We start from the raw sequence: 12,790 nt of genomic DNA, 5'->3' as shown, positions 1-12,790 counted from the left end.
TGTGTAAAGATTCTGTAAATAGGAAATTATTCGTGAAAATGTGTGATATATTTCTTCATGTTTACGGAAGGTTATTTTATAACAACAAAAATGGAGGTATTAATATGTTGAAAAAAGTTTTTGCAATGAGTACAACAGTTGTACTAGCAGCGGGATTATTAAGTGGCTGTGGAACGAAGGAATCAAGTGCAAGTAAAAATGAAGATACGAAAAAAGGTTATGTACCGAAGACTTTAAATGTTCAATTTGTTCCTTCTCAAAATGCAGATACGTTAGAGGCGAAGGCAAAACCGTTGGAAAAGCTATTAAGTGATAAATTAAATATGCCGGTAAAAGTTAGTATTTCAACGAATTACAATACAATTGTAGAAGCGATGGCATCTAAGCAAGTAGATGTAGGCTTTTTACCTCCAACAGCGTATGTGTTAGCGCATGAGAAAAAGGCTGCAAATGTAATTTTACAGGCACAACGTTTTGGTGTAGATGATGAGACAGGAGCTCCTACAAAAGATTTAGTAGACTTTTATAAATCTGAGTTTGTTGTTAAGAAAGATTCTAATATTAACAGTGTAAAAGATTTAAAAGGTAAAAAAATTGGTTATCAAGATGTAACATCGTCAGCGGGGTATGTATGGCCTGCGGCTGTATTGTTAAAAGAGGGAATTGATCCGTTGAAAGATGTGAAACCTGTTACATTAAAAGGTCATGATCAGTCACTTATTGCGCTTTTAAATGGTGATGTAGATGCAGCTGTTGTATTCCAAGATGCTCGTAATATTGTAAAAAAAGATTATCCTAATATATTCGATCAAACGAAAATAGTGAAATTTACGGAGAAAATTCCAAACGATACGATTTCTGTACGTTCTGACTTAGATGCAGAGTGGAGCAAGAAATTACAGGATGCTTTCATTGAAATAGGAAAGAATGAGGAAGGGCACAAAATCATTAAAGAAGTATACTCACATGAAGGATACGTTAAATCTGATGATAGTAAATTTGATATCGTTCGTGAATACGGAAAGAAAGTAAAAACGCAATAATACATATGAAAATGGCAGCTAACTGGAAGGGGTGTAGTTTCAGTTAGTTTGCCGTTTTGAATACATAGAAGGTAGGTAAGATGTGTGATAGAGTTTCGAAATGTCTCCAAAGTGTATCCGAATGGTACAAAAGGATTGAATAATATAAACTTGAAAATTCAAAAGGGTGAGTTTGTTGTAATGGTAGGGCTATCCGGGGCTGGAAAGTCTACACTTCTCAGATCGGTAAATCGCCTTCATGAGATTACGGAAGGTGAAATCATAATAGAAGGTGAGTCTATTACTGCTGCAAAAGGAAAAGGGTTACGACGTATGCGCCGGGATATTGGTATGATTTTTCAAAGCTTTAACCTTGTAAAGCGGTCAACGGTATTGAAGAATGTATTAGCTGGACGTGTTGGGTATCATTCGACACTGCGTACAACGTTAGGTCTATTTCCAAAAGAGGATTTGGAGCTTGCATTTCAATCGTTAAAAAGAGTGAATATTTTAGAAAAAGCATATGCGAGGGCTGATGAATTATCAGGAGGACAACAGCAACGTGTATCGATTGCTAGAGCGTTGGCGCAAGAAGCGAAAATCATATTGGCAGATGAACCTGTTGCATCGTTAGATCCGTTGACAACAAAGCAAGTGCTAGATGATTTGAAAAAAATTAATGAAGATTTTGGAATTACGACAATTGTAAACTTACATTCTATTGATTTAGCTAGGCAATATGCTACACGCATTATTGGATTACATGCAGGTGAAATTGTTTTTGATGGTTCAGTAGAAGAGGCAACGGATGAAAAATTTGCTGAAATTTATGGGGACGTAGCTCAGAAAAGCGAATTATTAGAGGTGGCAGCTAAATGAATGACGTGACGATATATTCGAAATCGATACCGAAGCCGCCGAGTAAATTGAAACATATGTTAACGGCTATTCTAGTTATTTTACTTTTGTGGGGAAGTAGTGTGCAGGTCGACGCATCATTTGCAAAACTAGTAGTTGGTTTTCCTAATATGATGGATTTGCTGAAAGAGATGGTGCCGCCAGATTTGAGCTATTTTCAAGTTATTACAACAGCAATGTTAGATACAATACGCATGGCAATTATTGGGACGACTTTAGGAGCGATTTTAGCTATTCCAATTGCACTATTTGCGGCAAGTAATGTGTTTACTAGCGCATTTTTGTACAGTCCAGCTCGATTGATTTTAAATTTTATCCGGACAATACCAGATTTATTATTAGCGGCAATTTTCGTAGCTATTTTTGGAATAGGACCACTTCCAGGTATTTTGGCGCTTACTTTTTTCTCGATTGGACTCGTGGCGAAATTGTTGTATGAGTCAATTGAATCAATTGACCCAGGTCCATTAGAAGCGATGACGGCGGTAGGAGCAAATAAGGTGCAATGGATTGTTTATGGGGTAATTCCGCAAGTAAAAGCGCACTTTGTCTCCTATGTCCTTTATACATTTGAGGTGAATGTGCGTGCAGCAGCTGTTCTAGGCTTAGTAGGAGCGGGTGGTATTGGATTATATTACGATCGTACACTTGGATTTTTACAATATCAACAAACTGCTTCTATTATTATTTATACTCTTGTTGTTGTATTGCTAATTGATTATGTAAGTACATTGTTGCGGGAGAAATTATAATGAGTAAAACGACGATAATCGTACCGAAACCGAAGAAACCGAGTGTATATCGCTGGATTATTTTTATAGTACTTACAGTTATATATGTATGGGCCTTTTCAGGAGTCCCGCTAGAGGGAATAAAGGATACAGCGGGAGAAATTACAAAAGCAATTATGACAGGCGTACTGAACCCAGATTGGTCCTATGTATCTTTACCAGATGGTGAAGATTTGTTACATGGTTTAATTGATACATTGGCAATTGCGATATTAGGTACATTTATTTCTGCCTTTTTATCTGTTCCATTTGCTTTTTGGGCGGCAACGAATATGAGTAGTGGAAAATTAACTTCAGTAACTGGGAAATTTGTACTTAGTTTTGTTCGTACATTTCCTGAATTAGTTATGGCCCTTTTATTTATAAAAGCTGTCGGTCCAGGCTCTTTCGCCGGAGTTCTAGCTTTAGGATTACACTCTATCGGAATGTTAGGGAAACTATATTCGGAAGGAATTGAGAATATAGACAAGGGACCGACGGAAGCGTTAATCGCAACAGGTGCAAATCGGTTTCAAATACTTTGGTATGCAGTATTACCACAAGTGTTACCGGATTTTCTATCGTATACGTTATACAGATTCGAAATTAATGTACGATCCGCTACGATTTTAGGTGTTATTGGAGCAGGTGGTATTGGTACTCCATTAATTTTTGCACTGAGTTCACGGAATTGGTCCCGCGTGGGAATTATTTTATTAGGCATCATTTTAATGGTAATTATAATTGATTTTATTTCAAGTTCGATTCGAAAACGGATTATTTAACGAATTTTAAAAGCATCGAAGTTAGATGCTTTTTTTGTATTTTTTTAGTGTTTATCAAAAAAGTTGGTATAGAAGAAGTTCATATATTTGTATAAATATACAGATAATTCCCTTTGTTTTTAAAATAAAAACAATAAAAAAGTATGTCATATTGAATACCCATACATTACCGGAAACATTGGTTTTTTTATAAAAAAACAAAAAAACATCAACATATTTGTCGATACATGTTGTATAATCTTGCGTGGGAAGCTATCATATAAATGTATAAAACGTTTACTAACATACGCGAAGGGAAGAATAGCATGTCACATTCAATCGAACAACTTTCTATCAACACGATTCGCACATTATCCATTGATGCGATTGAAAAAGCAAACTCTGGTCACCCAGGAATGCCAATGGGTGCAGCACCAATGGCTTATACATTATGGACTCAATTTATGAAACACAATCCAAATAACCCAACGTGGTTTAACCGCGATCGTTTCGTATTATCTGCAGGTCATGGTTCAATGTTACTATACAGCCTACTTCATCTATCTGGTTATGACTTAACAATGGATGACTTAAAGAACTTCCGTCAATGGGGAAGCAAAACTCCAGGACATCCTGAGTATGGTCACACAGCGGGTGTAGACGCAACAACTGGTCCACTTGGACAAGGTATTGCAACAGCTGTTGGTATGGCGATGGCTGAAAGACATTTAGCAGCAAAGTATAACCGTGATGCGTACAATGTAGTAGATCATCATACATACGCTATTTGTGGTGATGGCGATTTAATGGAAGGCGTTTCTGCTGAAGCATCTTCATTAGCTGCTCATTTACAATTAGGTCGTCTTGTTGTGCTTTACGATTCAAACGATATTTCATTAGATGGCGATTTAAATCGCTCATTCTCTGAAAGTGTAGAAGATCGTTACAAAGCATACGGCTGGCAAGTAATCCGTGTTGAGGATGGAAACGATATTGAAGCAATTGCAAAAGCAATTGAAGAAGCGAAAGCTGACGAAAAACGCCCAACGCTAATTGAAGTAAGAACGACAATTGGTTTCGGTTCTCCAAACAAATCAGGAAAATCAGCTTCACACGGTTCTCCACTTGGTGTAGACGAAACAAAATTAACGAAAGAAGCATATGCTTGGACTGCTGAACAAGATTTCCATGTAGCAGAAGAAGTATATGACAACTTCCGTAAAACGGTACAAGATGCTGGTGAGACTGCACAAGCTGCATGGAACACGATGCTCGGTGAATATGCACAAGCATATCCAGAATTAGCAAACGAGCTGCAAGCAGCAATGAATGGTCTTCTTCCAGAAGGTTGGGAACAAAGCTTACCAACTTATGAATTAGGATCAAAAGCAGCAACACGTAATTCTTCAGGTGCTGTAATTAATGCTATTGCAGAGTCTGTACCATCATTCTTTGGTGGATCAGCTGACCTTGCTGGTTCTAACAAAACATACATGAATAACGAAAAAGACTTCACAAGAGCTGATTACAGCGGTAAAAACATTTGGTACGGTGTTCGTGAGTTTGCGATGGGTGCAGCAATGAATGGTATTGCACTACATGGCGGTTTGAAAACTTACGGTGGTACGTTCTTCGTATTCTCTGACTACTTACGTCCAGCAATTCGTCTTGCAGCATTAATGCAATTGCCTGTAACGTATGTATTCACACACGACAGTATCGCTGTTGGTGAAGATGGTCCAACGCATGAGCCGGTTGAACAATTAGCAGCACTTCGTGCAATGCCAAACGTTTCTGTTATTCGTCCAGCTGACGGTAACGAATCTGTTGCAGCTTGGAGATTAGCTTTAGAATCTACAAAAACACCAACTGCATTAGTGTTAACTCGTCAAGATCTTCCGACATTAGAAGGTGCAAAAGACGATACTTATGAAAAAGTAGCAAAAGGTGCATATGTAGTTTCTGCAAGCAAGAAAGAAACGGCTGATGTAATCCTACTTGCAACTGGATCTGAAGTAAGCTTAGCAATCGAAGCGCAAAAAGCTTTAGCAGCAGACGGCGTTGATGCAGCTGTTGTTAGCATGCCATCTATGGATCGCTTTGAAGCTCAAACTGCTGAGTACAAAGAATCTGTACTACCAAAAGCAGTAACGAAACGTTTCGCAATTGAAATGGGTGCTACATTCGGATGGCACCGTTACGTAGGTCTTGATGGAGATGTACTAGGTATCGACACATTCGGTGCTTCTGCTCCTGGTGAGAAGATTATGGAAGAGTATGGATTTACTGTAGAGAACGTTGTTCGCAAAGTAAAAGAAATGCTTTAATGATTTTAGAAAAATCTCTCCAGCATGGGGAGATTTTTCTATGTAATTGAGTTTTTTCGACAGGAAAAGTTTTTTCTCTCTCCGTAGTCAGACAATCATTGCAAATTTTTTCTTATATAATGTAGGGAAAAGGTTGTCCAGATCGGGAGGGAAAAAATGAAAACGTATGAATTGTATTTAATTCAAGAGGATATTGCGAAAGCTTACTTTGGTCGTGAATATTTGTTTTTTGATTTATTTGCTCGATTTTCAGAATCTGGGTCCCTTTCGGAGAAGAAAGTATTATATAAACAAATGACGTATATTACGATGCCATTACAAGTAATGAAACTTCATCATAAATTAGAACAAGCTTTGCATGTTCTTGGCAAATATGAAAGAACACATCATACTCATACGCTCTATACAGGAGCCGAATATGGCGAAATAATGGTGAAACCACAATATATTCGAATGAATACTTCTGGAAATGTATCCATGGAAACAACTTTCTTTGAGGTGCTTAGAAAGTGTGAGTTAACATTTTTAGCGATGGATTATGAAAATAAAAAGTACGGATGGTTAAATCCTCTCAAACAAGTACGAACATATGTGTAAAAAATGTCGAATAGTATCTTGTCTTATTGAAAAGGTTTTAGTACACTGTAAGGTAGACAACATGAAGGAGGAAAAGATATGCCAATGTGGTTAGGTATTCTAGTGGGCGTAGTAGCACTAGTAGCAGGCGTGGCGTTAGGATTTTTCATTGCCCGCAAATATATGATGAATTACTTACAAAAAAATCCACCAATTAACGAACAAATGTTAAAAATGATGATGATGCAAATGGGACAAAAACCTTCCCAAAAGAAAATCAATCAAATGATGAGCGCGATGAATAAGCAACAAACAAAATAAGCGCCAAAGGGCACTCTTACCGAGTGCCCTTTTCTTTTGGATATAAAAGATATTTAAAACTTTTAAAAATTCTGCACTTTTGATAAACTGAAAATATCGCTCATTTTAAGGGAGGAGGATAAATATGAAAGTATTTTTTAATTTAGCTTGGTTTTTTAAACAAGAAAAACGAGCGTACATAATTGGAATTATTATGTTATTTGGTGTCGCGCTTCTTGAACTTGTAGCGCCAAGGGTACTAGGAATTGTAGTAGATGAAATTAATAATGGAACATTAACGTCTGAAAAATTGTTGAACTGGGTTATTCTATTAGTAGTTGTAGGAATGACGATGTATATATTACGTTACTTATGGCGTATTATGATTTTTGGATCTTCTTTAAAACTAGCTCGTCAATTGCGAAAGAATTTATATGAACATTTTACAAAGATGAGCCCATCCTTTTATCAATCACGTCGTACGGGCGATTTGATGGCACATGCGACAAATGATATTCAGGCGATTCAGCAAACTGCTGGGTCAGGTGTGTTAACACTCGTTGATTCATTAGCTGTTGGAGGATGTGTACTCGTAGCGATGGGGTTTACAATTAGCTGGAAGTTAACGTTATTAAGTTTAATTCCGATGCCAATTGTAGCTATTTCTACAAATTATTATGGAACTTTATTGCATAGAAGATTTCATAAAGCGCAGCAATCGTTTTCTGAAATCAATGATAAAGTACAAGAAAGTATGAGTGGGATGAAGGTAATTCGCTCACTTGGACAAGAGAAAGAGGATTTACAAGCGTTTCGGAAAAAATCGGAAGATGTCGTACATAAAAATATGTTAGTTGCACGTATTGACTCGTTATTCGATCCAACGATTTCCTTAATTGTCGGATTTTCATTTTTAATCGCAATTTGTTACGGATCATTATTAGTCGTACGGGGTGAATTAACTGTAGGGGAATTGGTAACATTTACAACATACTTAGGGACTCTTGTATGGCCAATGTTAGCTTTTGGATGGCTATTTAATATTATGGAGCGTGGACGTGCTTCGTATGATCGTGTGGAGAAAATACTTTCACAAACTTCGGATGTAGTGAATAAGGAAAATGCTATACATGCTATAGCAAGTGGTGATGTCTCGTTTGCTGTTGATTCGTTTTCTTATAAAAAGAATGAACTATTAAACTTAAAAGATATTTACTTTAATTTAAGAAAAGGTGAAACGTTAGGAGTTGTCGGGCGTACCGGCGCAGGGAAGACGACGTTATTAAAATGTTTAATTCGCGAGTATGACCACTTTAATGGTGAATTAAAAGTTGGTGAGCGGGATATTCGAGATTTAACACTTCACGGTGTACGCTCTGCAATTTCATACGTACCGCAAGATCATTTTTTATTTTCAGCGAGTATTGGGGAGAACATTGCTTTTGGAAAGGCCGATGCTACATATAAAGAAATTAGCAGGGCTGCTGAGGTTGCTTGTATTCATAATGATATTATTCAATTTTCGGAAGGATATGACACGGTAGTAGGTGAAAGAGGGGTTTCGCTATCAGGAGGCCAAAAACAGCGGATTTCAATTGCACGTGCGTTATTAACGAATGCTGAAATTTTAATTTTAGATGATTGTTTATCAGCTGTAGATGCAAAAACAGAAGAAACTATATTAACTGCATTGAAACGAGAAAGAGCAGAAAAAACGACGATTATTACTGCGCACCGTTTAAGTGCGATTCAGCATGCAAATCTTATTCTTGTTATTGATGAAGGTAAGGTTATGCAGCGAGGAACACATGAACAACTAATGAACGAAAATGGTTGGTATAAAGAAATGTATGAAAGCCAGCAGTTAGAGGCGTTGGTAGAGAAAGGAGGCGTATGATGGCTGAGAAAAAGCGGAGTGATTTAAGGAGATTGCTTTCTTATATGAGACCATATAAAGGGTTATTAGCATTAGCATTTTTATTTCTAGTTGGTGCAACTGTAACTGAAATGATGGGTCCTTTTTTAATTAAACAATTTCTTGATGAACACTTAGTACCACGTAACTTTGAACAATCAGCACTTGTAACTCTATTTGTAGTGTATATTATTGCTCACTTATTAAAAGTATTATTTACGTATTTAGACTTATTGTACTTTCAAAATATCGCTTTTAAGATTGTTCAAGATATGCGAGTTGAAGTGTATGACCATGTTCAAAAATTGTCATTAAGTTTCTTTGATCGTACGCCGATTGGTACACTTGTATCTCGTATAACGAATGATACGGAAGCGATTAAGGATTTTTATGTTAGTGTACTATCAACATTCGTGAAAAATGTAGTCTTTTTAGTGGGGATTTTAGTAGCGATGTTTTTACTAGATGTAAAATTAGCGCTATTCTCTCTCATATTAATTCCAATTATGTTTGCGATTATGGTGCTGTATCGACGGAAAAGTGCAGCTTTTTATTTAGAGGTACGTAATCAACTGAGTGTATTAAATGCAAAGTTAAATGAGTCCATTCAAGGGATGAATATTGTTCAAGTGTTCCGGCAAGAAAAGCGGATGAGAAAAGAGTTTGAAGAAGTGAACAACAAGCATTATAGTGCTGGACGTCGTACATTGAAATTAGATGCATTACTTTTACGTCCAGCAACAGATCTTGTTCATATTGTAGCAATTGCGTTAGTTCTTGGTTTATTTGGAATTGATGCTTTAAAGAGTCCTGTTGAAGTAGGGGTTTTATATGCTTTCGTTAACTATATTCATCGTTTCTTCCAGCCGGTAAATGAGATGATGATGAAACTATCTTTCTTCCAACAAGCGCTCGTTTCATCATCGCGTGTATTTCATTTAATGGACGATAAAGATTTAGCTCCTGTTCAAATGGGGAGTGAAAATCCACGAGTAGTTAACGGGGAAATTCAGTTTAAAGATGTTACTTTTTCATATGATGGAAAGCGTGACGTTTTAAAAAATGTATCTTTTCACGTAAAGCCAGGGCAAACGGTTGCTTTCGTTGGACACACTGGTAGTGGTAAGAGTACAATTATGAATTTATTAATGAGATTTTACAATATTAAATCAGGTAATATTGTAATAGACGGAGTGGGTTTAGAGAAGTTTGAAGAACAAGAAATTCGAAAGAAAATTGGTCTTGTGCTGCAAGATGCATTTTTATTTGCTGGAAATGTAAAGCAAAACATTCGTATGTATAATGAAGAGATAACGGATGAAGAGATAGAAGAAGCAGCGCGATTTGTGCAAGCGAATACGTTTATTGAAAAATTATCGGAGCAGTATGATACAGAAGTTGTCGAGAGAGGAGCTGCGTTTTCTAGTGGTCAAAGGCAATTAATTGCTTTTGCTAGAACGATAGCAACTAATCCGAAAGTATTAGTGCTAGATGAAGCGACGGCAAATATTGATACAGAAACAGAGGAGGCGATCCAAACGGCATTGCAGCAAATGCGAAAAGGTAGAACAACGATAGCGATTGCACACAGATTGTCTACAATCCAAGATGCGGATCAAATATTTGTTATGCATGAAGGGGAAATCATAGAAAGAGGAACACATCAAGAGTTGCTTAGTGAACAAGGACTTTACTACAATATGTACTTACTACAAAATAAAGGGAGTTTGCAACAGGCCTTGTAGAATTACAAGGTTTTTTTCTATTCTCTCAGATATTAAAATGTAATAAAATTTTCAAAATATGTGAGAGGTTTGTCGTGTCCTTTAACTAGAGTTGTACATATTGTATATAGAATAACAAAATTTGATAGGAGCTTTTATATGCAAAATAGATCCAGTTCAAATATTACGTTTATCGATGTGTCTCATTGGGAAGGAAACATTAATTGGAATGCTGTGAAGTCATCTGGTATTCCAGCGGCGTACGCAAAAGCGACGGAAGGTGTGAACTATATTGACCCCACTTTCGTTCAAAATGTACAAGCTGCGAGAAATGCGAATGTATTAATCGGTGCATATCATTTTGCGCACCCAGAACAAAATGATGCAATTTCAGAAGCGAAATATTTTGTGAGTATATTACAGAGTAATCAGACGGACTTAATTCCTGTTTTAGATTTAGAATCGCCAACGGATACTAGCAATAGTAGTTTAACGGGTGCGACTATATCGAATTGGGCAAGAAGTTTCGTGAATTATGTGAAACAAGCCACTGGGAAAAGTGTAATGTTATATACAGGAGTTTGGTATATTAATGAATTTGGAATTAACGGGTTAAATGACATGCCACTTTGGATTTCCAGATATTCTAGTACACCGCCTGCTGATGCTGGTGGATGGACAGAGTGGACAGCATGGCAGTACACAGATTCTGGGCAAATTTCAGGTGTAGGAAATTGTGATGTATCAGCAGCTGTTTCATTAGAAGCTTTACAAGGAAATGGAGCAAGTGGTGGAGGTAATGTTTCCACGCCTAATAATGCAACTCCAGTATACGGAGTTGCTGTAATTAATGGTGATAATGTAAATTTGCGAAGTGGGCCAACTTTACAATCTAGTGTGATTCGCCAGCTAAATCGTGGTGAATCATATGAAGTTTTTGGGGAACAAAATGGATGGCTTTGCTTAGGGACGAATCAATGGGTATATAATGATCCTAGTTATATTCAGTATAAACATTATGTGGCAATTATTTCTGGTGATAATGTGAATCTACGAGACGCCCCATCATTAAACGGGAATGTTATAAGACAGTTACATCATGGTGAATCATATCGAGTATGGAGTAGGCAAGATGGATGGCTTTGCTTAGGGGCAAATCAATGGGTATACTATGATTCAAGTTATATTCAGTATGGTGTACAATAAAGTGAAACTTTAATTGATGAGGATTGTCCACACTGATTATTGGACAATTGGCCAGTACCAATTATTTTTTACCAGCAGTCTAACTATAAAAAGGTATCTTACTTGAGGTGCCTTTTTATAAAAAATATATAATTTTTACAAAGTGTATATTAAAAGCATAGTATAATATAATCGATATATTTATAAAAATAATCGGAAATGAAATAAAGGAGTAATAATATGGAGTATGTGCTAATAGGTGGGATTTTAATATTATTAGCTGTAGTGTTTGTACTATTTTATAAAAATAAACAGTTAGAATCAGAGAGTCAGCAAGTAGAGTTTGAAAAGAAACAAGCGATTGAAACGTATGAAAGTGAGATTGCAGCTACGATTACAGAGCATAAAGAACAACAGGATACTTTAAAGAATATGGAACAGAAAAAGTATAATGATTTACAAGTGAATACAGCTAGAGAACTTGAAAATATGCGTATGATGAAAAATCAATTGGCTGTTCAACATAGTAAAGAACGTAGTGAAATGCAAGATAAGCATAGTAATGAAATACATATGTTTCAAAATTTAATTGCGGATTTACGAGAATATGCCAAAAATGGTGCTGAAGTGAATGCACATGAAACATTACATTATATGAAGCGAGGTTTCGTTGAGCAAGGAATAATACTAGAAGAAGAGTTTCATATTATACCGAACGTTTTTATGATACGCAATAAATATAGAGATAAACGTGACATAAACGATAATCGAATCCATCACCTCATCTTATGTAAAACAGGCATTTATCTACTTGAGACGAAAGAATGGACGGGGACATTAATTCATGGTTTAACGAGAGAAAATGCTGGTATATATTCATTTATGATTGAGGAAATTGGTAAGTATCAACATGAAATTGAAAAAGAAGAGACGTTTGAATTTATTACGGATGGAATTTCATTAACTTTCCAAGTAAGAAATGAAGGGAATCCAGCGTATAAAGCGAAAATACTATCTCAAACTTTATATAATTATTTGGAAGAAATGCAAGTAGATATTGTAAAGGGAAAAGTAAAACCGATTGTATATTTTGAAAATGAAAGTGGAAAAGAAATTATTGATCTTTCTAATGAAGAATTGCCGAGATTTAAAGATAGAGAGCAAATTGTAACGTTTTTCAGAAATGAAGTTTTAACAAGTAAAGTAATATATACAGCACGAGAACTACAAAAGATTAGAGATATGATTGGCAAGATGAATTATGTTGCGAAGTGAAAAATAAAGTAGGG

Annotated in this window: 11 protein-coding genes; all 11 read left to right on the top strand. The window is 36.2% G+C overall.

What is annotated here, in order from left to right:
• The first annotated feature begins 104 nt into the window (after positions 1-104).
• The 11 genes from EXW56_RS17355 (at position 105) to EXW56_RS17305 (ending at position 12,776) form a co-directional block, all read left to right on the top strand.
• Positions 105-1,043, top strand: a complete 939-nt coding sequence (locus tag EXW56_RS17355) for a phosphate/phosphite/phosphonate ABC transporter substrate-binding protein (RefSeq protein WP_002087886.1) — start codon at positions 105-107, stop codon at positions 1,041-1,043.
• Between the two features lie 84 nt (positions 1,044-1,127).
• On the top strand, positions 1,128-1,901 hold the full coding sequence (gene phnC, locus EXW56_RS17350; protein ID WP_016100236.1) for a phosphonate ABC transporter ATP-binding protein: 774 nt from the start codon (positions 1,128-1,130) through the stop codon (positions 1,899-1,901).
• A complete protein-coding gene (gene phnE, locus EXW56_RS17345; RefSeq protein ID WP_098988327.1) occupies positions 1,898-2,692 on the top strand; it encodes a phosphonate ABC transporter, permease protein PhnE in 795 nt (264 codons plus the stop codon). Before phnC ends, phnE (EXW56_RS17345) begins: the two co-directional genes overlap by 4 nt.
• Entirely contained in the window at positions 2,692-3,495 is an 804-nt protein-coding gene (phnE, locus tag EXW56_RS17340) for a phosphonate ABC transporter, permease protein PhnE (RefSeq protein WP_215596813.1), read from the top strand. Before phnE (EXW56_RS17345) ends, phnE (EXW56_RS17340) begins: the two co-directional genes overlap by 1 nt.
• A gap of 305 nt (positions 3,496-3,800) precedes the next feature.
• Entirely contained in the window at positions 3,801-5,801 is a 2,001-nt protein-coding gene (gene tkt / locus EXW56_RS17335; RefSeq protein WP_002111206.1) for a transketolase, read from the top strand.
• 156 nt (positions 5,802-5,957) lie between these two features.
• Positions 5,958-6,398, top strand: coding sequence for a sporulation inhibitor of replication protein SirA (gene sirA, locus EXW56_RS17330; protein ID WP_002160871.1), 441 nt, complete (start codon positions 5,958-5,960; stop codon positions 6,396-6,398).
• A 78-nt stretch (positions 6,399-6,476) separates the two neighbouring features.
• Positions 6,477-6,698 carry a YneF family protein gene (locus EXW56_RS17325; RefSeq protein WP_001132292.1) on the top strand — a complete coding sequence of 74 codons (222 nt, stop codon included), beginning with the start codon at positions 6,477-6,479 and terminating at the stop codon, positions 6,696-6,698.
• Positions 6,699-6,822: 124 nt separating this feature from the next.
• Positions 6,823-8,574 carry an ABC transporter transmembrane domain-containing protein gene (locus EXW56_RS17320; protein ID WP_098988326.1) on the top strand — a complete coding sequence of 584 codons (1,752 nt, stop codon included), beginning with the start codon at positions 6,823-6,825 and terminating at the stop codon, positions 8,572-8,574.
• A complete protein-coding gene (locus EXW56_RS17315; RefSeq protein WP_016105862.1) occupies positions 8,574-10,337 on the top strand; it encodes an ABC transporter ATP-binding protein in 1,764 nt (587 codons plus the stop codon). The genes EXW56_RS17320 and EXW56_RS17315 overlap by 1 nt, the downstream gene beginning before the upstream one ends.
• Before the next feature lie 138 nt (positions 10,338-10,475).
• Positions 10,476-11,522 carry a GH25 family lysozyme gene (locus EXW56_RS17310; protein ID WP_002199641.1) on the top strand — a complete coding sequence of 349 codons (1,047 nt, stop codon included), beginning with the start codon at positions 10,476-10,478 and terminating at the stop codon, positions 11,520-11,522.
• A 219-nt stretch (positions 11,523-11,741) separates the two neighbouring features.
• On the top strand, positions 11,742-12,776 hold the full coding sequence (locus EXW56_RS17305; RefSeq protein ID WP_098988325.1) for a nuclease-related domain-containing protein: 1,035 nt from the start codon (positions 11,742-11,744) through the stop codon (positions 12,774-12,776).
• Positions 12,777-12,790: the final 14 nt, after the last annotated feature.

Source organism: Bacillus mycoides, assembly GCF_018742245.1.
Classification (GTDB): Bacteria; Bacillota; Bacilli; order Bacillales; family Bacillaceae_G; genus Bacillus_A; species Bacillus_A cereus_U.
The sequence above is the reverse complement of the archived record's forward strand: the minus strand, read 5'-3'. Positions and strand labels throughout refer to the sequence as shown.

What these genes read in the sequence shown, in the direction of transcription:
- EXW56_RS17325 (WP_001132292.1), top strand. Translation starts at nt 6,477, where the DNA reads ATGCCAATGTGGTTAGGTATTCTAGTGGGCGTAGTAGCACTAGTAGCA.
- sirA (WP_002160871.1), top strand. Translation starts at nt 5,958, where the DNA reads ATGAAAACGTATGAATTGTATTTAATTCAAGAGGATATTGCGAAAGCT.
- tkt (WP_002111206.1), top strand. Translation starts at nt 3,801, where the DNA reads ATGTCACATTCAATCGAACAACTTTCTATCAACACGATTCGCACATTA.
- EXW56_RS17305 (WP_098988325.1), top strand. Translation starts at nt 11,742, where the DNA reads ATGGAGTATGTGCTAATAGGTGGGATTTTAATATTATTAGCTGTAGTG.
- EXW56_RS17315 (WP_016105862.1), top strand. Translation starts at nt 8,574, where the DNA reads ATGGCTGAGAAAAAGCGGAGTGATTTAAGGAGATTGCTTTCTTATATG.
- EXW56_RS17355 (WP_002087886.1), top strand. Translation starts at nt 105, where the DNA reads ATGTTGAAAAAAGTTTTTGCAATGAGTACAACAGTTGTACTAGCAGCG.
- EXW56_RS17310 (WP_002199641.1), top strand. Translation starts at nt 10,476, where the DNA reads ATGCAAAATAGATCCAGTTCAAATATTACGTTTATCGATGTGTCTCAT.
- phnE (WP_215596813.1), top strand. Translation starts at nt 2,692, where the DNA reads ATGAGTAAAACGACGATAATCGTACCGAAACCGAAGAAACCGAGTGTA.
- phnE (WP_098988327.1), top strand. Translation starts at nt 1,898, where the DNA reads ATGAATGACGTGACGATATATTCGAAATCGATACCGAAGCCGCCGAGT.
- EXW56_RS17320 (WP_098988326.1), top strand. Translation starts at nt 6,823, where the DNA reads ATGAAAGTATTTTTTAATTTAGCTTGGTTTTTTAAACAAGAAAAACGA.